Below are 19682 nucleotides of genomic sequence, written 5' to 3'. Positions count from 1 at the left end.
CCGTGCCTGAGGGCGACACCGTCTGGCGCACCGCGGACCGGCTGCACCGGGCCCTCGGTGGGGAGACGATCACCCTCAGCGACTTCCGGTTCCCGCAGATCGCCACGGCCGACCTCCGCGGAGCCGTCACCACCGAGGTTGTGAGCCGGGGCAAGCACCTCCTCCACCGGGTCGACTCGGGCCTCACCATCCACTCCCACCTCAAGATGGAGGGCCAGTGGCGGGTCGAGCGGGTCGCCGACACGGCCTCGTGGCTGCGCCGGGCAGACCTCCGCGCTGCCGTCGGCACCGACACCTGGTCGGCCCTCGGGCTGCGGCTGGGCCTGCTCGAGATCGTGCCCACCTCCCGGGAGGACGAGGTCGTGGGCCACCTGGGGCCCGACGTCCTCGGTCCTGACTGGGACCCGGGCGAGGCGGTCCGACGCCTCCTCGCCTCGGGGACGACCATCGGTGCTGCCCTCCTCGACCAGCGGGTGCTCGCCGGGGTCGGGACGCTCTGGGCGTCGGAGTCCCTGTTCCTCGAGCGGATCGGACCGTGGTCGGCGCCAGCGGAGCTGGACCAGGGCCGCGTCGAGGCACTCGTGGCACGGATCTCCCGGCTGATGGACGCCTCGCGACACCACGCCGTCCAGTCGAGCACCGGGGTGCGACGGCGCGGGGAGGAGCACTTCGTGCACGCCCGCTCGGGGCGGCCCTGCCGGCGCTGCGGCAACGCCATCCGGGTGTCGATGATCGGTCCGCCGGGGCGTGAGCGGACGATGTTCTACTGCCCGACGTGCCAGGGCGGCATCGCCCCCGGTGACGACGGCCGTCCGCAGCGACCGCTCGGCTCCTCGGGTGGCGGCCGCTCGACGACCTACCGGCGCTCCTGAGCCGCGCGGTCCAGGATGTCCTCGACGACCTCGGACTTCGCGTCGGCGTAGTCCTGCACGTAGCGCCACGGACGGGCGGCCAGCTCTCGCTTCACGGCGGCATACCGGTCGCGGTCCTGCGGGTGCGAGCGAAGCCAGTCGCGGAAGGTGAGCATCCGGGCGATCTCGGAGGACCCGAGGCCGGGCGAGAGGACGTGGAGATTGACGGCCCAGGGGCTGCCCCTCGCCGTCCTGCGGTAGAGCACGCGGTGCTCGAGCCAGTCCGGTTCCCGCACCTGCAGCCAGTACCCCAGCGCGACCAGGGGCGGCACGTAGGCCGCCTCGTCCGCCGAGTCGGGCACCTGCAGCAGGAGGTCGAGAACCGGTTTGGCCGCCAGGCCCGGCACCGACGTGGACCCCACGTGGTCGGCCGCCAGGGACAGCGGCCCGAGCGCGTGCCTGATGGTCCGGACCTCCTGCTCGGCCGAGGCGGGCCAGGTGGGGTCCGGCTCATGCAGCACCACCGGGACGGACCAGGGTTCCGGCCGTCCCCCGACGACCGGGTCGGTCACGGGGGTGCGGTTAGGCCGCGGAGGCGGAGACGACCGCGCGGTCGCCGACGGGCAGCGAGACCGGGGCGCTGAGGGACTCGACGTCGGCGACGCGACGGCTCACGTCGTCGAGCACGACGGACATCGGCACGTCGAGCGCGTCGCACACGGCAGCGAGGAGCTCCGAGGAGGCCTCCTTGACGCCCCGCTCGATCTCGCTGAGGTAGCCCAGGGAGACCGATGCCGAGGCGGCCACGTCACGCAGGGTGCGGCTCTGGTCCTGGCGCCGCTCACGCAGGACCTCACCGAGCTCGTGTCGGAGCAGGATCATCAGTGGGCCTCCCATCGCTGTCGGCTGGTGCGTCGTGAGCTCCACGCTACATCGCGCGGGGGACATCACGTCGAAGGGTTCGGCCGATCGGGCTATTCCCGCAGGTCGCGCTCGAGAGGGCCGGCGAGCCGCGCCGCGGCCTCGTCGGGTGCCGCGCGCAGCAGCTCTCCCAGCAGGCCCAGCACGCCGGCGACCGTGGCCGCGCGCACGGCAGCCCTGTCGCCGTCGAGCCAGAGCTCACGAGACGTGGGGCGCGAGTCCCAGGGCCCGCACACGGCAACGTGGACCGTCCCCGCCGGAACGCCCGCCGACGGGCCCGGACCGGCCACCCCGGTCGTGGCCAGGCCGACGTCGGTGCCGAGCAGCCGGCGGACACCGGACGCCATCTGGGCCGCCACCACCGCGTCGACGGCCCCGACCTCGGACAGGCGCCCCCGGTCCACCCCCAGGAGCTCGGCCTTGACGTCGGTGGCATACGAGACCACGCCTCCTCGCACCGTGTCGGAAGATCCGGGGACGGAGGTCAGCGCGGCGCAGACGAGTCCTCCGGTGAGGGACTCGGCGGTGGCTACGGTCCATCCGCGCTCGAGCAGCAGGGACACGACGTCCGCCGGGTCGCCGGCCGACGGGTTCGTGACCGGTGCGGTCACTCGTCCCTGCCCTGCGTGCGGCTCGCGGCTCGCGCGGCTCGCTTCGCGAGGGCGCGGGGGCTGGTGCGGCGCAACCGGAGGGCGTCGACGGCGTAGTCGACTCCGGTGACGACGGTGACGACGAGCGCGGCGACCAGCGTCACCCAGGCCACCGCGTCGAGGGCGCCCTCCAGTGGGAGCGAGAAGCGCGGGATGACGAAGAAGCCGAGCGCGAGGGCCTGCAGCAGCGTCTTGACCTTGCCACCGCGTCCGGCCGCCATGACACCGTGGCGGATCACCCAGAAGCGCATCGCGGTGATGCCCCACTCGCGCACGACGATGACGACCGTGATCCACCACGGGATCTCCCCGATGGCCGACAGCCCGACGAGCGCCATCGTCACGAGCGCCTTGTCGGCGATCGGGTCGGCGACCTTGCCGAAGTCGGTGATGAGGCCGCGGCTGCGCGCGATGTCGCCGTCGATGCGGTCGGTGATCATCGCGACCGTGAAGACGCCGAAGGCCCACCACCGGGTCGCGGCATCCAGCCCGTCACCCCAGAGGAGCAGCCACCCGAACACCGGCACGAGCAGCAGCCGCAGCACGGTCAGCCCGTTGGCGACGTTCCACGCGCTGGGGGCCATCCGGGAGACCGGGGTGGAGCGCTCGGTCATGTCGGCTCCGCGACGAGGTCGATGCCTTCGGTACCCACGACCGTGGCCGTCACCGTCGTGCCGGGCGGGGCCGTGACCCCGACGACCCGGGTGGTGCCGTCGACGTCCGGGCCCTGGTGCTCCGCCCGGCCGACCGAGTCCCCGGTCTCGTCGTCGGCCTCCTCGACGAGCACCCGGACGCTCTCGCCGATGCGGTCCTCGGCCCGCTGGGCGGTGAGCTCCTCGATGAGGTCGGTGAGGCGTTCGACCCGTTCGGCGATGGCCTCGGCCGCCACCTTGTCGGGAAGCAGCTCCCCCTCGGTGCCATCCTCGTCGGAGTAGCCGAAGACGCCGACGACGTCGAGGCGGGCGGCGGTGAGGAACTCCGCGAGCTCGTCCACCTCGGCCTCGGTCTCACCCGGGAAACCCACGATGACGTTGCTCCGGATGCCGGCGAGCGGCGAGCGGCGGCGCACGTCGTCGATAAGCCCGAGGAAGGCCTCCGTGCCGCCGAAGCGCCGCATCCGGCGCAGCAGCGGCGCCGACGCGTGCTGGAAGGACAGGTCGAACCACGGCATGACCTCGGGGATGGCCACCATCGCGTCGAGCAGGCCGGGCCGGACCTCGGCCGGCTGCAGGTAGGACACGCGCACCCGCTCGATCCCGTCGAGGCCGGCGAGCTCGGGCAGCAGCGCGTCCATGAGGGCGAGGTCGCCGAGGTCCTTGCCGTAGGACGTCGAGTTCTCGCTGACGAGGAACAGCTCGCGCACGCCCTGGGTGGCGAGCCAGCGGGCCTCGTCGAGCACGTCCGTCGGGCGGCGCGAGACGAAAGACCCGCGGAACATCGGGATGGCGCAGAAGGCGCACCGCCGGTCGCAGCCGCTGGCGATCTTGAGCGGGGCCCAGGGTCCGGTGCCGAGGCGAGCCCGTGGAGCGGCGTGGCCCGGGAGGGCGACGTCCGCCGACGCGCTCTGGCGCGTGGCCGGTGACAGGGGCAGCAGCTTGCGGCGGTCGCTGGGCACGTGGCTGGGCACGGTCCCGCCGTCGAGGATGGTGCGCAGGTGGGTCGACATGTCGGCGTAGGTGTCGAAGCCAAGCACGGCGTCGGCCTCGGGCAGCTCGTCGGCCAGCGTCTGGCCGTAGCGCTCGGCGAGGCAGCCCACGGCGACGACCTTCTGGGTGCGACCCGACTCCTTGAGGGAGGACGCCTCGATGAGGCTGTCGATCGAGTCCTTCTTGGCCTGCTCGACGAAACCGCAGGTGTTGACCACCGCGACGTCCGCCTCGGCGGCGTCGTCGACGAGCGTCCAGCCACCGGCGGCGAGCCGGCCCGCCAGCTCCTCGGAGTCCACGTCGTTGCGGGTGCAGCCCAGGGTGACGACGGCCACCGAGCGGGAGGTCGTCTCGGGTGCGGGCATGCGCCCACTCTAGTTGCGCCGAGCCGGTGCCCCCGCAGGCCCGGATCCCGGTGCGGCCCCGTGGGTAGGTTGGGGCGATGACCTCGACGTCCGCACGCATCGACGCGCTGCTCGCGACCCATCCCGTGTGGGACGGCCACAACGACCTCCCGTGGGCGGTGCGCGAGCAGTTCGCCTACGACCCGGACCGCTTCGACCTGGCTGCCGGCGTCCCCACGACGCACACCGACCTGCCGCGACTGCGTCGCGGTGGCGTGGGTGCGCAGTTCTGGTCCGTCTACGTCGACGCCACCTGGGCCGGTGAGCGCGCCGTGACCGCCACCCTCGAGCAGGTGGACTTCGTCCGCGCGATGACGGACCGGTATGCCGGCAAGCTCGCTCTTGCGGTCAGTGCGGCGGACGTGCGGGCGGCCCAGGAGTCGGGGCGGGTGGCCTCCCTCCTGGGGGCGGAGGGCGGCCACAGCATCGACTCGTCCATGGGCGCCCTCCGGTCCCTCCACGCGCTCGGGGTGCGCTACCTCACCCTGACCCACAACGACAACGTCCCCTGGGCCGACTCCGCCACGGACGAGCCGGTCCTCGGCGGGCTGTCCGCCTTCGGCCACGAGGTCGTGCGGGAGATGAACCGGATCGGCATGGCCGTCGACCTGTCGCACGTCTCGGCCGACACCATGCGGCACGCGCTCTCCACGTCGCAGGCGCCGGTGATGTTCTCGCACTCGTCTGCACGGGCCATGTGCGACCACCCGCGCAACGTCCCCGACGACGTGCTGGAGTCGCTGGCCGCCAACGGCGGACTCTGCATGGTGACGTTCGTGCCCAAGTTCGTCTCACCCGCCGTGCGCGAGTGGGACCTGGAGGCGTCCGACGCGGCAGCCGAGGTCGGCGTGCGCGCCGCCGACTTCGCGGCATACCGGACCTTCGTCGACACCTACCAGGAGACCCACCCGCAGCCGGTCGCCACGCTCGAGGACGTCGTGGCGCACGTCGAGCACGTGCGTGAGGTCGCCGGGGTCGACCACGTCGGGCTGGGCGGTGACTACGACGGTGTGGGCCTGCTCCCGGTCGGGCTGGAGGACGTCGCGAGCTACCCGCGGCTCCTGGCGGCCCTCGCCGAGCGCGGCTGGTCCGACGCCGACCTCGGGAGGCTGACGTGGGGCAACGCCCTGCGGGTCCTCGAGGGGGTCGAAGACGTCGCGCGCGACCTCGGCGCCACTCGTGGCCCGAGCGTCGCCCGGATCGCGGACCTCGACGGCCGGTGAGGCCTCAGCGCTGCTGGTTGCGCATGACGGTGAGGGCGACGAGCCGCGAGATGACCATCGCGACGTACATGACCCCGGCCAGCTGCTCGAGGATCGAGACCGCCCGCGCCTGCGGTCCCACGGCCACGACGTCCGAGAGCCCGACGCTCGTGAGGTTGGCCGCCGAGTAGAAGAGCAGCTCGAGGAAGCTGCGGTAGTCCCCCTCACGGTGCCCGATGTAGGACCCCGGCCAGATCTCCTGGATCGCGAGGAAGAGGTAGGCGAACGCGAACAGCAGCACGGTGAACGCCGCGCCGACGGCGAACAGCTCGTCCTTGGTCACCCAGGCGTCCTCGAACATGTAGGCGACGAGGCCGTACGCCGTGTAGAAGTAGAAGAGCGACAGCGTGGTGTGAGCCAGCGCCACGATGAGCGAGTTGTCGTCCTGGACGGTGGACCAGATCTCGAGGATGCCGGCCGGCAGGCCGAGCGTCACGGAGAGCCACGTGAGGGCCGGCGTGCTCCTCACGGTGAAGACGGCCACGGTGAGCGCGCAGAGGCTGAGGACGCTGAGCGCGACCCGGCCGTAGGTGAGGTCCTGCAGCCACGGCAGCAGGATGATGACGAGCAGCTGGACGGCCAGCAGGAATGCGGACGGCTGCTTGCGCAGGACGGCCGACCAGCGCTGCATCCGCGTGGGCGGCTCGCGCAGGTCGTCCCAGAGCGTCGTCTCCATGGGCGTCACTCTAGGCGCGTCCGCGGTGAGCCGCGCCGACCTAGGATGACGACATGCGCCACGCCGCCTGGGTGATCCCCCCACTCGTGCTGGCTGCGGTGCTCGGCCTCAGTGCGTGGGCCAAGTGGGGTCAGGGCGAGTCCCTGCACGCCATCATCCGCAACCTCAAACTCCCGGCCTGGATGCTGCCTGCGTGGCTGGCCCCGTCGATGCCGGGAGTCGAGGTGGCGCTGGCGGTCGGGCTCCTCGCCCCGTGGCGACCCCTCTTCCTCGTCTCGGCCGCAGGCTCGGCCGCGCTCATGACCGTCTACTGGGGCCTCATCGTCCGTGGGCTCACCCTCTCTCCGCGTCCGAGGTGTGGGTGCTTCGGGCGGGTGGGCGACCACCGGATCTCGTTGCGGACCTTGGCCCGCAACACCCTCCTCGTCGGCGCCGCTGCCTCCTCCGTGGGGCTCGCCGCATCAGGCGGCACGGCGTGGTCCGGCCTGAGCGCGGGCACCACGAGCGACTGGTTGTGGCTCGTCCTGAGCGTCCTGGCGTGCGTACTCACCGGGCTGGTCCTGGCGGGCCCGGGCACCGCGGTCGCCAGGGCCGGCCGATCCGTTGCGGCCAGGGGACGGTCGAGGACCGCCCCCGCCACAGAGCCCGAGGAGGACGACTACGTGCGCGTCCCGATCCCCGCCACGCTGCTCCACGACCCCGACACCGGCCCAGCCACCCTGCTCGAGCTGACCCGGAGCCGCGCCCAGCTCCTCGTCTTCGTCAACTGCCACTGTGTGTCCACCAAGGAGGTCACCCGTGCCATTCCGGCCTGGCAGGACCGGCTCGGAATGGTCGACGTCCGCCTGGTGTTCTCCGTACCCCTTCCCCGCGGAGGTCACGACGACCCGCTGCCAAGCGGCTCCCTCGTCGACCACGCCGGGCTGACGTGGAAGGCACTCGGGCTCGTCGAGCCCTCGCCGAGCGCCGTCCTGCTGGGGACTGACGGCCTCGTCGCCGGCGGTCCGGTCAGCGGCATGGACGAGCTGCGCGAGTTCGTCGACGACATCGAGGAGACCCTGCGCGACGCACGCGTCGCTGCCGTGGAGACCAGCGTGCCCACTCCGGTGGAGGAGCCGCGGATCACCTCCGACCGGTGAGGTCCCAGGCGTCCTCGCTGTCGTCCTCGTCCTCGTCCCAGGCCTCGACCCGCGGGCGGCTCTCGAGGTCCGCCGCCACCGCGTCGGTGCCGTAGCGGTCGTGGGACGCCTGTCGCGGCTGCGGTGCGGCTGACGCCTCGGGCGCCTCCTCGACCGTCTCGTTGTCGAAGGCCGGGTCGGCGTCGTGGACGTCCTCGCCGCGCATGAGGGCCAGGGTCGTCGGGAGGTCGTCGGGGCGCACGAGCACGTCGCGCGCCTTCGAGCCCTCCGACGGGCCCACGACGCCACGCGACTCGAGCAGGTCCATGAGACGGCCGGCCTTGGCGAAGCCCACCCGCAGCTTGCGCTGGAGCATCGACGTGGAGCCGAACTGCGTCGTGACGACGAGCTCGGTGGCCTGCAGCAGCAGGTCGAGGTCGTCGCCGATGTCGTCGTCGATCTGCTTCTTGGACGCGACGACGGTGACGTCCTCGCGGTAGGTCGGCTTGAGCTGCCCGGTGACGTGGTCGACGATCTCCTGGATCTCGGACTCGGTGACCCAGGCGCCCTGAACGCGCATCGGCTTGCTCGCACCCATGGGGAGGAAGAGGCCGTCACCCTGGCCGAGGAGCTTCTCGGCGCCGGGCTGGTCGAGCACGACCCGGCTGTCGGCCAGCGACGAGGTCGCGAAGGCCATCCGGCTGGGGACGTTGGCCTTGATGAGCCCGGTGACGACGTCGACCGACGGGCGCTGCGTCGCGAGCACGAGGTGGATGCCGGCGGCCCGCGCGAGCTGCGTGATGCGGACGATCGACTCCTCGACGTCACGCGGCGCCACCATCATGAGGTCGGCGAGCTCGTCGACGACGACGAGGAGGTAGGGGTACGGGTGGATGACCCGCTGGGACCCGGGCAGCGGCTGGACCTTGCCCGACTTGACCGCCTTGTTGAAGTCGTCGACGTGCTTGTAGCCGTAGGCGGCGAGGTCGTCGTAGCGGGTGTCCATCTCGCGCACGACCCACTGGAGCGCCTCGGCGGCCTTCTTGGGGTTGGTGATGATCGGCGTGATGAGGTGCGGGATGCCTTCGTATGCCGTGAGCTCGACCCGCTTGGGGTCGACGAGGACCATGCGCACCTCGTCCGGCGTCGACCGCATGAGCACCGAGGTGATCATCGAGTTGATGAAGCTCGACTTGCCCGAGCCCGTGGCGCCGGCGACGAGCAGGTGCGGCATCTTCGCGAGGTTGGCGATGACGTAGCCGCCCTCGACGTCCTTGCCGACACCCATGACCATCGGGTGGTGGTTGTCCCGGGCGACCCGGCTGCGCAGGACGTCGCCGAGGCAGACCATCTCCTTGTCCGGGTTCGGGATCTCGATCCCGATCGCGGACTTGCCCGGGATCGGGCTGAGGATGCGCACGTCGGCCGACGCGACGGCATACGCGATGTTCTTGGACAGCGCGGTGACGCGTTCGACCTTGATGCCCGGGCCGAGCTCGACGACGTAGCGGGTGACCGTCGGGCCACGGGTGAAGCCGGTGACCTGCGCGTCGATCCCGAACTCGTCGAGGACCGTCGTGAGGGACTCCACGACGCGGTCGTTGGCCTCGGAGCGCTCCTTGTGGGGCGCTCCCTGCTTGAGGGCCGCGTTGTCAGGGAGCGTGTAGGTGATGTCGCCGGCGAGCGAGAGCTGCTCGACGCGCTGCGGCAGCGGGGTGGTCGGGGGCGCCTCGAGACGGACCTGCTCGACCGGGGCGGCGGACGGGGCGAGGACACCCGGAGCGGTGGGGCGCTTCTGGCCGGGGCGCAAGCCGGTGTCGTCGGGTGCGGGGGCGGGAGTGGTCGGCGCCTTGCCCTTGCCGCCCTTGCGCTTCTCCTCGTAGTCGACGATCGCCGCCTGCTCGTAGGCCTCGTCACCGACCATCGGCTCGTCGGTGAAGTCGCGACGACGCCGCGGCTTCTTGACCGGGACCTCGTCGGTGGCATCGGCGTCGCGCTCGGGCAGCGGCCGGCCGAGCAGGGTCGCACGCAGGTGCTCGAGCCGCTCGGGGATCTCGTGGACCGGGGTGGCCGTAAGGACGAGCAGGCCGAAGACGCCCAGGAGCAGGAGCAGCGGGATGGTGCCGTAGACCGACACCGCCGCCTCGAGCGGGCTGGAGGCGAGGAAGCCGATGATGCCGCCCGCCGCACGCATGGCGTCGGCGCCGGCCGGCGGCTCGGGGATCCCGGCCGACACGTGCACCACGCCGCACGCGGCGAAGGCGATGAGCGCGGTGCCGACGGCCATGCGGTTCGTGGCGGGGTGCTCCCGCGGGGTGCGCCAGAGGTGCAGGCCGAAGAGCAGGAGCACGATGGGGAGGGCGTAGCCGACCCGGCCGAACGTTCCGGCGACGACGGCGTGGACGACCTCGCCGACGGCCCCGGTGAGTCCCCACCACTCCCGCGCGGCGACGACGACGGCCAGCGCGATGAGGGCGAGTCCGGCGCCGTCGCGGCGGTGCTCCGGCTCGAAATCCTGGCCGGCGTGCGAGACCTTGCGCACGGTGCCGCCGGTGACGTGGGCCAGGCCCATCCACGCGCCCTTGACGACCGCGACCGGCATGGGGGTGGTGCTCTTGGCGGGAGTCTTCTTGCGGCTCGTCGTGCGAGCGGGCGCGCGCCGGTTCGCCGGACGGCTCGAGGCCGTGCGGGAGCGCGCTGGTGTCGTCGAACGAGAGGCCATGGTCCGCACCCTAGGCGAAAGTCACCCTGGACACACGCGTCACACGCGCCCCAGCGGCATACCTCCCCTTTCCCGCCTCATCACGGAAGGTGACCCTTCCCCCGGGAACTGTTCCGGGGGGAAGGGTCATGATCCGTGATCAGGCGGAAAACGTGCGACGAGGAGGTGCGCTCACGCCTCGATGACGACGGGAATGATCATCGGGCGACGGCGGATCTTGCGCCCGACCCACCCGCCGACGGCGCGCCGCATGACCTGCTCGAGCTGGTACGTGTCCACGACCCCCTGGGCGGTCGCCTCGTCGAGGGCCTTGACGAGGCCCGGCATGACGTCGTCGAAGACCACGTCGCCCTCGACGAAGCCTCGGGCGGTGATCTCGGGGCCGGCGACGATCTTGCCGCTGGAGGAGTCCATGACGACGATGACCGAGATGAAGCCCTCGTCGCGCAGGATGCGCCGGTCCTTGAGCAGGCCCTCGTCGGCCTCCCCCACCGAGGAGCCGTCGACGTAGACGTAGCCGGAGGGCACGGCACCGGCCACCCGAACGCGGCCGTCGAGGAGGTCGACGACGACGCCGTCCTCGACGACGACGACCCCCCGGGGGTGCACGCCCGTCGCGAGCGCGAGGTCGGCGTTGGCGCGCAGGTGGCGCCACTCGCCGTGGACCGGCATGACGTTGCGGGGCTTGACGATGTTGTAGCAGTAGAGGAGCTCGCCGGCGCTGGCGTGACCGGAGACGTGCACCCGTGCGTTGCCCTTGTGGACGACGTCGGCGCCGAGGCGCATGAGCCCGTTGATGACCCGGTGGACCGCGTTCTCGTTGCCGGGGATGAGCGAGGACGCGAGCAGGACGGTGTCGCCCTCCCCCACCTCGATCTGGTGGTCCTTGTTGGCCATCCGCGACAGGGCCGCCATGGGCTCGCCCTGCGACCCGGTGCAGATGAGGGTGACCTTGTCGTCGGGCAGGTCGCCGAGCTTCTTGAAGTCGACGAGGATGCCGTCCGGCACCCTGAGGTAGCCGAGGTCGGCGGCGATCCCCATGTTGCGCACCATGGAGCGGCCGACCATGGCGACCTTGCGACCGGACTTCTCGGCCGCGTCGAGGACCTGCTGGACGCGGTGCACGTGCGAGGAGAAGCACGCGACGATGATCCGGCGACGAGCGTGGCGGAAGACCCGGTCGATCGCGGGCGCGATGTCCTTCTCGGGGGTCGTGAAGCCGGGGACCTCGGCATTGGTGGAGTCGGTCATGAACAGGTCCACGCCCTCCTCGCCGAGCCGGGCGAAGGCGCGCAGGTCGGTGAGCCGGCCGTCGAGGGGCAGCTGGTCCATCTTGAAGTCGCCCGTGTGCAGGATCGTCCCGCCCGAGGTCCGCACGAAGACCGCGAGGGCGTCGGGGATGGAGTGGTTGACCGCGACGAACTCGCAGTCGAAGACGCCGAACGTCTCCCGGTCGCCCTCCCTCACGGTGAGGGTGTAGGGCGAAATCCGGTGCTCCTTGAGCCTGGCCTCGAGAAGCGCCAGGGTCAGCTGCGAGCCGACGAGGGGGATGTCCGGCTTGAGGCGCAGCAGGAACGGCACGGCCCCGATGTGGTCCTCGTGCCCATGGGTGAGGACGATCGCCTGGACGTCGTCGAGCCGGTCGGCGATGTGGCTGAAGTCCGGGAGGATGAGGTCGATTCCGGGGTGGTGGTCGTCGGGGAACAGGACGCCGCAGTCGATGACGAGCAGCTGGCCCCGGTGCTCGAGAACCGCCATGTTGCGGCCGACCTCACCGAGTCCGCCGAGGGCGACGACCCGGACGCCGCCCTCCTGGAGCGGGCCCGGCAGCGACAGCTCGGGATGGGGGTGGCTCACCGCAGGCCGGCTTTCGCCAGGCCCGCCCGCAGCAGCTCGAGGTGCTCGGGCGGTGACTCCACCAGCGGCAGCCGCACGAAGGCCGACTCGATGACGCCGAGCTCGGCGAGCGCCGCCTTGGCCATGATGGCGCCCTGCGACGTCGTCATGATCGCGTCGACCGCCGGGACGAGACGGCGGTGGATCTCACGTGCGGCGACGAGGTCACCGGCGTCCACGGCAGCCAGCATCGCGGCATACTCTGCGCCCGCGACGTGGCCGACGACCGAGACCACGCCCACGGCACCCTGCGCGAGGTGCGCGAGGGAGAGCACGTCGTCGCCGCTGAACCAGAGCAGGTCGGTCGCGGCCATGACGTGGGTGGAGGCCCAGAGGTCAGCCTTGGCGTCCTTGACCGCCGTGATGCGTGGGTGCTCGGCGAGCGCGACGAGCGTCTCCGTGCTGAACGGCACCCCCGTGCGGCCGGGAATGTCGTAGAGCATGATCGGCAGCTCGGTCGAGTCGGCGACGGCGCAGCAGTGCGCGAGCAGGCCGGCCTGGGTCGGCTTGTTGTAGTAGGGCGACACGAGGAGCAGGGCGTCGGCGCCGACCTCGGCGGCCCGGGCCGCCATCTCGATGCTGTGCGCGGTCGAGTTCGACCCGACCCCGGCGGTGACGGCCGCACGGTCCCCCGCGACCTCCTTGGCGAGCCGGACCGCCTCGATGCTCTCCTCGTCGGTGAGGGTCGCCGACTCCCCCGTCGTGCCGTTGACGACGATGCCGTCGTGACCGCTCGCGAGGAGGTGCTCGACGACGGCGCGCAGGCCTCCCTCGTCCACGGATCCGTCGGGGCGCATCGGGGTGACCATGGCCGTGATGACCCGGCCGAAGGGGTTCGTCGTCATGGCCCACAGGGTAGTCGCCCACCTCACGGGGACCGTCGAGGCGCGGTCGGTGCCCGCGACTACGCTCGGGGCCATGCGCCAGTACCTCGACCTCCTCGACCGCATCCTCGACGAGGGGGTCGAGAAGTCCGACCGCACCGGCACCGGCACCCGCTCGGTCTTCGGCCACCAGATGCGCTTCGACCTCGCCGAGGGCTTCCCCGTCGTGACGACCAAGAAGCTCCACCTGCGCTCGATCATCGGCGAGCTCCTGTGGTTCCTGCGCGGCGACACCAACGTGCGCTGGCTCCAGGAGCGCGGCATCTCGATCTGGGACGAGTGGGCCGACGAGCTCGGCGATCTCGGCCCCGTCTACGGCCACCAGTGGCGGTCGTGGCCCACCCCCGACGGGCGGCGGGTCGACCAGATCGCCAGGGTCATCGAGTCGATCCGCACCAACCCCGACAGCCGCCGCCACATCGTCAGCGCCTGGAACGTCGCCGACGTCGACGACATGGCGCTGCCGCCGTGCCACGCCCTCTTCCAGTTCTACGTCAGCCCGGCGGTCGACGACCGTCCCGCGAGGCTGCACTGCCAGCTCTACCAGCGCTCGGCCGACGTCTTCCTCGGCGTGCCCTTCAACATCGCCTCCTACGCGCTGCTGACGATGATGCTCGCCCAGCTGACCGACCTCGAGCCCGGCGAGCTCGTCCACACCCTCGGTGACGCCCACCTCTACTCCAACCACCTCGAGCAGGCCCGCCTCCAGCTCACCCGAGAGCCGCGCGCCCTGCCGACGATGACGATCACCCGCAAGGACGGCATCGACGCCTACGACCTGGACGACTTCCAGCTCGTCGGCTACGACCCGCACCCGGCGATCAAGGCGCCCATCGCCGTCTGAGACGGCCAACGACACGACACCCGTATGCCGGCCCGCGCAGAGAGCGTGCGACCCGCGCGCACCCCGCGCTGACGGCATACCGACCCGGGCCGGTCCACCCCTACAGTGAGTCGCATGACCCAGGTGACCCTCATCGCGGCGGTCGGGCGCAACGGCGTCATCGGCGCCGACAACGACATGCCGTGGCACCTGCCCGAGGACTTCGCCTTCTTCAAGCGGACGACGATGGGCCACGCGATGGTCATGGGCCGCAAGACGTTCGACTCCATCGGTCGGGTGCTGCCCGGGCGGCGCACCATCGTCATCACCCGGCAGGCCGACTGGCGCCATCCCGATGTCGAGACCGTCCACTCGCTGGACGACGCGCTCGGGCTGGCCGGTCCGGAGGGTGAGGTCTTCATCGCCGGTGGCGGCGAGATCTATCGGCAGGCCATGCCGTTCGCCCACCGGCTGCTCATCACCGAGGTCGACCAGGAGCCCGAGGGCGACGTGCGCTTCCCCGAGATCGACCCGACGGTGTGGCGCGAGACCGAGCGCGTGGAGCGCGACGGCTTCGCGTGGGTGACCTACGAGCGCTGAGTCCCGCGCGGGTCCACGGGCCCGGTCGAGGTGAACCGCTCGCGGTGGATGTGCGCGGCGGCGACGCCCTGCAGGCCCAGCCAGGCCTCGACGTCGGCGATGAGTCCCTCGGGACCGCACAGCCACCAGTCGTCGACGCCCTCGATGCCACCGACGTCGCCGAGCACGTCGCGCACCACGAGGGCGTCGATCCGTCCGTGGCGCACGCCCGGGACCCGCTCGCGGCTGAGGACGTGCGAGACGCGGAGCCGGCCGCCCGAGGCGTCGGCCAGCTCGTCGAGCTCGCGACCCAGCACGGTCGACTCGCGGGTGCGGTTGGCGACGACGAGGTCGACCGTGGACTCCTCGTGCTGCTCCAGGGCGGCGGCGGTGATGGCCAGGACCGGCGTGATGCCCGACCCACCGACGACGCCCGCGTGGTGGCGTGGGCCCTCGGCCTCGTCGAGGACGAACTCCCCGAGCGGCGGCAGGACGCCCATGACCTCCCCGACCTCCACCTCCGAGGCCAGCCATGGCGACATGCGCCCGCCCTGGACGGCGGCAGCGGCGACGCGGATGACTCCCTCGCGTCGGGCCCGGCTCGGCGGCACCCAGATCGAGTAGGACTGGCGGACGTCCTCGCCACCGACGAGGGCGCGCAGGGTGACGTACTGCCCGGCGCGGTAGTCGAGGAAGACCGGCATCTCGCTCACGTCGAAGCCGATCGACACCGCGTGCTCGGCGACGGGGTCCACCTCGGCGACGGCGAGGGGACGGAAGACGGGGTGGGGTGTGGCGGGTCGCCGGAGCAGGGACACGCCCCCCATCCTCACAAACGCCACCCGGTTAGGCTCGACCGCGTGGCGATCTCCTCACGCAGCACGGACCGGGTCACGGTCATCACCCTCGATCGGCCGGAGCGACGCAACGCGCTGAACCACGATGCGCTCGAGGAGCTCGACGCCGCGGTGGAGCAGGCCGTGGAGGCCTCCCGGGCCGTGGTCGTCACCGGCGCCGGTGGCCACTTCTGCGCCGGCGCCGACCTCACCGAGCTGGAGGACGACGGCTTCACCGACCGCCTCGCCGAGGTGCTCGGCCGGTTGTCGACGGCTCCCGTGACCACCGTGGCCGCGATCTCCGGGTCGTGCATGGGTCTGGGCATGCAGCTCGCCGTCGCCTGCGACCTGCGCGTCGTCGGCCCGGACGCCCGCTTCGCCGTTCCGGTCGCGCGCCTGGGGTTGATGGTCGACCACTGGACCCTCGAGCGCGTCACGCGCTTCTGGGGCGAGGGCGCCGCCCGGCACATGGTGCTCGCCGGCGAGGTGCTGACGGCGGACGACGCGTGGCGGCTGGGCTTCACGCAGGTGCGTGGCGACCTCGACGCCGCGCTGGCGCTGGCCGCTCGCGCCGCCGACCTCGCTCCCCTCACGCAGGCGGGGTCGAAGCTCGGCTTCGACGCGCGCGGCGGCGACCCTGCCGAGGTGGGGCGCTACGAGGCGGCCTTCGCCCGCGCGTGGTCGAGCGACGACCTGACCGAGGGACGGTCCGCGTTCCGCGAGCGCCGCACGCCGGAGTTCGTGGGCCGATGAGCAGCGACCACGAGGGCCACTCGCACCCCACCGGACCGGTCGCCGACGCCAGCGTCCGCACGGCGGTGCCGACCGATGCCCCCGCTGTCGGGGTGGTCCAGGCGGCCGTCTGGACCCAGGCGTATGCCGGCCGCGTCCCGGACGACGTCGTCGCCCAGTTCGTCGCTCCTGCCTTCGCGAAGGCGTGGCGGAGCTCGCTCGAGAACCCGCCGGAAGGCGTGCACCGGCTGCTCGTGGCGCGGGCCGGTGAGCAGGTCGTCGGCTTCGCGGCGATCGGCCCGAGCCAGGACCCGGACGCCGGACCGGCCCGTGGCGAGGTGACGGCCATCGGGGTGCACCCGGGAGGCCGACGTCTCGGTCACGGCTCCCGTCTGCTCAACGCCTGCGTGGACCACCTGCGCGGCGCCGGCGCCGAGGACGTGGCGATCTGGGTGCTCGCCGACGACGAGGCCACCCGGGCCTTCCTCGTGGCCTCGGGCCTCGGCCCCGACGGCGCCTACCGCGACCGCGTGGTCTCTCCCGACGGCGACACGCTCCGGGAGGTGCGGCTCGTCGCGTCGCTGGCTCCCGACGATGCGGAGCCCCGGGGGTGAGGACCACCGCCGCGGACGACGGTGGGCGCGGCTCCCACGCTCTGCGTGGGTCGGCAGACGCACCGTTAACCACGGAGCACCGCAGGGCCGTGCTGCGACAGTCGCTCTCGGTCGGCGTCGCCACCGGCGCCTACGGCATCAGCTTCGGCGCCCTCGGGGTCGCGTCCGGGCTGAGCATCCTCCAGACCGTGGCGCTGTCGGTGCTGCTCTTCAGCGGTGGGTCGCAGTTCGCCGTCGTCGGCATCCTCGGCGCGGGTGGAAGCGGACCGGCGGCCGTGGCGACGTCGACCCTGCTCGGCGTCCGCAACGGCCTCTACGCGCTACAGACCTCGCGCATCCTCGGGGTGCACGGGTTGCGCCGCCTGCTCGCCGCCCACGTGACGATCGACGAGTCGACCGCCGTCGCGGTCGGTCAGGACGACCGCCGCGCCGGGCGGCTGGGCTTCTGGGCGACGGGCCTGGCGGTCTTCGCGCTCTGGAACCTCATGACGCTGGTGGGCGCTTTCGTCGGCAACGCCCTGGGTGAGCCGGAGCGCTGGGGACTCGACGCCGCGGCCGCTGCCGCGTTCACCGCGCTGCTGTGGCCGAGACTGCGCAGCCGGGACGCCGCGGCGACCATGGTGCTGGCCGTCGCCATCGCCCTCCTCACTTCGCCCGTGCTGCCGGTGGGGGTGCCGGTCATCCTCACCGTGCTGGCCGCGGTCGTCATCGGGCTCAGTGGCGGCGGTCGGCACGAGCGCGTCGAGCCGGAGGACGTCGCGTGAGCTCGTGGACGATCGTGCTGCTCGCCTCCGGCCTCGCCTACGCCACCAAGCTCGCCGGCTACCTCGTGCCCACAGCCTGGGTCGACGGTCCGAAGCGCAGCCGGGTGCTGGCCCTGCTCCCCGTCGCCCTGCTCGCCGGCCTCGTCGCCATCCAGACGTTCGGGGGCGACGGGGGCTCGCTCCACGTCGACGCCAGGTTGGCCGCCGTCTGCGCCGCCGTGGTCCTCCTGCTGCTGCGCGCGAACTTCCTCGTCGTCGTCATCGGGGCCGCGGCGGTCGCGGCCGGGCTGCGCGCGCTCGGCTGGGGCTGACGGCGCCCTGGATCGGCGCCGACACCTCGGTCAGATGCCGAGGTAGTGCTCGAGACCCACCGTCAGCCCGGGGTGGTCCGCGACGCGGCGGACCGCGGCGACGACTCCCGGCATGAACGACACCCGGTCGAAGGAGTCGTGCCGGATCGTCAGCATCTCGCCGGCCTGCCCGAAGAGCACCTCCTGGTGTGCGACGAGCCCGCGCAGGCGGACCGAGTGCACCGGTATGCCGTGTGCGCGCGCACCGCGAGCACCGTCCGGATCGGTGGTGGTCGCATCCGGGACCTGACCCAGGCCGGCCTGCTCGCGAGCCCGTCCGATGAGCTCGGCGGTCCGTGCAGCCGTGCCGGAGGGGGCGTCGACCTTGTCGGGGTGGTGCAGCTCGATCACCTCGGCCGACTCGTAGAACTCGGCCGCCTTCGCGGCGAAGGCCATCATGAGGACCGCCCCGACGGCGAAGTTCGGCGCGACGAGCACGCCCACCTCCGGCTTGGCCTCGAGCTGGGTCCTGAGGGCGGCGAGGCGGGCCTCGTCCCATCCCGTCGTTCCCACGACGACGTGGATCCCGCGCTCCACACAGTGGGAGACGTTGCCGGCGGAGGCGTCCGGCACCGAGAACTCGACGACGACGTCGGCGCCACCGAGCTCACCGAGGTCGTCACCCGCGTCGAACCGTCCGACGAGCTCCAGCCCGTCCGCCGCCTCGACCGCGCGGCACACCTCCGTGCCCATCCGGCCGGAGGCGCCGATGACCGAGACCATCGTGGGGACCTGTGCGTTCGCGTTCACCCGAGCGAGCCTATCGGCGGCCGGACCGCCCCTCACGAGGCCGCCACGTCGGCGAGTCGTTCACCTGTTGTTCACCCATGGTCTATCCTGAGATGAACAACAGGTGAACGAAGGGTCCAGCCATGAAGAAGGTCGTCACGACCACCACCGGTCCGGCGTGCCTCACCATGCGCTGGGTCCCGGTCACGCGCGACGGGCGCACCCGGATGGAGATGCGCTGGGTCGCCCCACCGACCGTCCCCCGCAGCACCCGCACGACCCACGCCGCCTGAGCCGGGCGAGGTCGCGGGCGGTCACCGATCCCTGCGACCGCTCCAGATCTCCCCGAGCGTTCGCAGGTCCGCAGCGACGTCCTCGCGGTAGCGGGTGTAGAAGGGGTCGAACGGGGTCCGCAGGTGGTAGGCCCGGACCGTCCGCGCCTGCACCGCCACGATGCGACCGCTCGCCCGCGAGAAGAAGTCGCGGTGGTCGACCATCCGCAGGCGCTCGTCCCACCGCACGCGCTGGATCGACGCCGTCCGCGCGAGGTAGAGCTGCGGTGCCTTGGGCACGACCGGAAGCCCTCCGACCTCGGTCCCGAACGGGACGAGCGGTGCCTCCGCCCCGGGGAACAGCGCCTCGGCGCCGAGCCAGTGCACGGCCCGCCACCGGGGCAGGTCGACCCGCGACAGGGCGACGAGGTCGACGTCGGGGTGGTCGTCGAGGTAGTTCATCGCGGCTACCACGTCGCTCGCCGCGGTGAAGACGATGTCGTCGTCGGTGACGAAGACGAGCTCGGTCGCGACCGTGTCGAGGGCGGCGTTGCGGCCGGCCGGCACACCGCTGTTGAACGGCATCGGGATGACGTCGATGCCGGGCCCGAGGCCGGAGACCGGCACGCGGGAGTCGTCGGCCACGACGATCCTGCCGTCGAAGACGTCGCGAGCACTGGCGAGGCACCGGCGCAGCACCTCCGGCCGCTCGAACGTCTTCACCGTCATCGTCACCCGTCGGGCGACCTCGTGGCGTTCCTCGGCCGTGGCCCGGCCGAACCGGGCGCGGTCGGCCCGCCTCACCAGCGCCAGCTGGCTTCGCTCGACGTGGCGGTAACCCGTGCGGAGGGGTCCGGCGAACCTGCCGCGCATCACGCGCCTGACCTGCGAAGTGTCCACGTCGTCCCTCCGGCTGCCGGTGTGAAGACCCATCATCCACACCGAGGGCGAAG

At 72.2% G+C, this 19682-nt stretch carries 22 protein-coding genes; 10 read left to right on the top strand and 12 right to left on the bottom strand.

What is annotated here, in order from left to right; all coding sequences use genetic code 11:
* The first annotated feature begins 2 nt into the window (after positions 1-2).
* Positions 3-872, top strand: coding sequence for an Fpg/Nei family DNA glycosylase (locus ACOJV9_RS07575; RefSeq protein ID WP_420184585.1), 870 nt, complete (start codon positions 3-5; stop codon positions 870-872).
* Here the strand turns inward: ACOJV9_RS07575 and ACOJV9_RS07570 are convergent.
* From ACOJV9_RS07570 to rimO, 5 genes are all read right to left on the bottom strand, one after another.
* Positions 857-1423, bottom strand: a complete 567-nt coding sequence (locus ACOJV9_RS07570) for a GrpB family protein (protein ID WP_420184584.1) — start codon at positions 1421-1423, stop codon at positions 857-859. The genes ACOJV9_RS07575 and ACOJV9_RS07570 overlap by 16 nt on opposite strands.
* A 10-nt stretch (positions 1424-1433) precedes the next feature.
* Complete coding sequence (locus tag ACOJV9_RS07565) at positions 1434-1733, bottom strand: helix-turn-helix domain-containing protein (protein ID WP_420184583.1); 300 nt, start codon at positions 1731-1733, stop codon at positions 1434-1436.
* Between the two features lie 92 nt (positions 1734-1825).
* Entirely contained in the window at positions 1826-2383 is a 558-nt protein-coding gene (locus ACOJV9_RS07560; RefSeq protein WP_420184582.1) for a CinA family protein, read from the bottom strand.
* Entirely contained in the window at positions 2380-3036 is a 657-nt protein-coding gene (pgsA, locus tag ACOJV9_RS07555) for a CDP-diacylglycerol--glycerol-3-phosphate 3-phosphatidyltransferase (protein WP_420184581.1), read from the bottom strand. The genes ACOJV9_RS07560 and pgsA overlap by 4 nt, the downstream gene beginning before the upstream one ends.
* Positions 3033-4433 carry a 30S ribosomal protein S12 methylthiotransferase RimO gene (gene rimO, locus ACOJV9_RS07550; protein ID WP_420184580.1) on the bottom strand — a complete coding sequence of 467 codons (1401 nt, stop codon included), beginning with the start codon at positions 4431-4433 and terminating at the stop codon, positions 3033-3035. Before rimO ends, pgsA begins: the two co-directional genes overlap by 4 nt.
* 77 nt (positions 4434-4510) lie before the next feature.
* On the opposite strand from rimO, the gene ACOJV9_RS07545 reads away from it, so the two are divergent.
* Complete coding sequence (locus tag ACOJV9_RS07545; protein ID WP_420184579.1) at positions 4511-5695, top strand: dipeptidase; 1185 nt, start codon at positions 4511-4513, stop codon at positions 5693-5695.
* A 4-nt stretch (positions 5696-5699) separates the two neighbouring features.
* On the opposite strand, the gene ACOJV9_RS07540 is transcribed toward ACOJV9_RS07545, so the two are convergent.
* Positions 5700-6410 carry an ion channel gene (locus ACOJV9_RS07540; protein ID WP_420184578.1) on the bottom strand — a complete coding sequence of 237 codons (711 nt, stop codon included), beginning with the start codon at positions 6408-6410 and terminating at the stop codon, positions 5700-5702.
* Positions 6411-6463: 53 nt separating this feature from the next.
* On the opposite strand from ACOJV9_RS07540, the gene ACOJV9_RS07535 reads away from it, so the two are divergent.
* Positions 6464-7549, top strand: coding sequence for a MauE/DoxX family redox-associated membrane protein (locus ACOJV9_RS07535; protein ID WP_420184577.1), 1086 nt, complete (start codon positions 6464-6466; stop codon positions 7547-7549).
* Here the strand turns inward: ACOJV9_RS07535 and ACOJV9_RS07530 are convergent.
* The 3 genes from ACOJV9_RS07530 to dapA all read right to left on the bottom strand — a co-directional run bounded on the left by ACOJV9_RS07530 (position 7533) and on the right by dapA (position 12991).
* On the bottom strand, positions 7533-10250 hold the full coding sequence (locus ACOJV9_RS07530; RefSeq protein WP_420184576.1) for an FtsK/SpoIIIE family DNA translocase: 2718 nt from the start codon (positions 10248-10250) through the stop codon (positions 7533-7535). The genes ACOJV9_RS07535 and ACOJV9_RS07530 overlap by 17 nt on opposite strands.
* A gap of 171 nt (positions 10251-10421) precedes the next feature.
* On the bottom strand, positions 10422-12107 hold the full coding sequence (locus tag ACOJV9_RS07525; RefSeq protein WP_420184575.1) for a ribonuclease J: 1686 nt from the start codon (positions 12105-12107) through the stop codon (positions 10422-10424).
* Positions 12104-12991, bottom strand: coding sequence for a 4-hydroxy-tetrahydrodipicolinate synthase (gene dapA / locus ACOJV9_RS07520; protein ID WP_420184574.1), 888 nt, complete (start codon positions 12989-12991; stop codon positions 12104-12106). Before dapA ends, ACOJV9_RS07525 begins: the two co-directional genes overlap by 4 nt.
* Before the next feature lie 73 nt (positions 12992-13064).
* Here dapA and ACOJV9_RS07515 point away from each other — a divergent pair, with 73 nt between their 5' ends.
* Positions 13065-13874 carry a thymidylate synthase gene (locus tag ACOJV9_RS07515; RefSeq protein WP_420184737.1) on the top strand — a complete coding sequence of 270 codons (810 nt, stop codon included), beginning with the start codon at positions 13065-13067 and terminating at the stop codon, positions 13872-13874.
* Between the two features lie 114 nt (positions 13875-13988).
* Positions 13989-14453, top strand: a complete 465-nt coding sequence (locus tag ACOJV9_RS07510) for a dihydrofolate reductase (RefSeq protein ID WP_420184573.1) — start codon at positions 13989-13991, stop codon at positions 14451-14453.
* Here the strand turns inward: ACOJV9_RS07510 and ACOJV9_RS07505 are convergent.
* Entirely contained in the window at positions 14441-15259 is an 819-nt protein-coding gene (locus ACOJV9_RS07505) for an FAD-binding oxidoreductase (protein ID WP_420184736.1), read from the bottom strand. The genes ACOJV9_RS07510 and ACOJV9_RS07505 overlap by 13 nt on opposite strands.
* Before the next feature lie 33 nt (positions 15260-15292).
* Here ACOJV9_RS07505 and ACOJV9_RS07500 point away from each other — a divergent pair, with 33 nt between their 5' ends.
* The 4 genes from ACOJV9_RS07500 (at position 15293) to ACOJV9_RS07485 (ending at position 17689) form a co-directional block, all read left to right on the top strand.
* Positions 15293-16021 (top strand): enoyl-CoA hydratase, encoded by a 729-nt coding sequence (locus ACOJV9_RS07500; protein WP_420184572.1) that lies wholly within the window; start codon positions 15293-15295, stop codon positions 16019-16021.
* Positions 16018-16614 carry a GNAT family N-acetyltransferase gene (locus tag ACOJV9_RS07495; RefSeq protein ID WP_420184571.1) on the top strand — a complete coding sequence of 199 codons (597 nt, stop codon included), beginning with the start codon at positions 16018-16020 and terminating at the stop codon, positions 16612-16614. The genes ACOJV9_RS07500 and ACOJV9_RS07495 overlap by 4 nt, the downstream gene beginning before the upstream one ends.
* A gap of 89 nt (positions 16615-16703) precedes the next feature.
* On the top strand, positions 16704-17378 hold the full coding sequence (locus ACOJV9_RS07490; protein ID WP_420184570.1) for an AzlC family ABC transporter permease: 675 nt from the start codon (positions 16704-16706) through the stop codon (positions 17376-17378).
* A complete protein-coding gene (locus ACOJV9_RS07485; RefSeq protein WP_420184569.1) occupies positions 17375-17689 on the top strand; it encodes an AzlD domain-containing protein in 315 nt (104 codons plus the stop codon). The genes ACOJV9_RS07490 and ACOJV9_RS07485 overlap by 4 nt, the downstream gene beginning before the upstream one ends.
* Positions 17690-17719: 30 nt before the next feature.
* Here the strand turns inward: ACOJV9_RS07485 and dapB are convergent, their stop codons facing one another.
* Positions 17720-18451 carry a 4-hydroxy-tetrahydrodipicolinate reductase gene (dapB, locus tag ACOJV9_RS07480; protein ID WP_420184735.1) on the bottom strand — a complete coding sequence of 244 codons (732 nt, stop codon included), beginning with the start codon at positions 18449-18451 and terminating at the stop codon, positions 17720-17722.
* A gap of 149 nt (positions 18452-18600) precedes the next feature.
* Between dapB and ACOJV9_RS07475 the strand changes: the two genes are divergently transcribed.
* Entirely contained in the window at positions 18601-18750 is a 150-nt protein-coding gene (locus ACOJV9_RS07475) for a hypothetical protein (protein WP_420184568.1), read from the top strand.
* Between the two features lie 21 nt (positions 18751-18771).
* On the opposite strand, the gene ACOJV9_RS07470 is transcribed toward ACOJV9_RS07475, so the two are convergent.
* On the bottom strand, positions 18772-19602 hold the full coding sequence (locus ACOJV9_RS07470) for a glycosyltransferase family 2 protein (protein WP_420184734.1): 831 nt from the start codon (positions 19600-19602) through the stop codon (positions 18772-18774).
* Positions 19603-19682: the final 80 nt, after the last annotated feature.

The organism is Knoellia terrae (genome assembly GCF_048606435.1).
Taxonomy (GTDB): Bacteria; Actinomycetota; Actinomycetes; order Actinomycetales; family Dermatophilaceae; genus Knoellia; species Knoellia terrae.
Note: the sequence above shows the minus strand (reverse complement) of the source record. Positions and strands in the feature narration are given on the sequence as shown.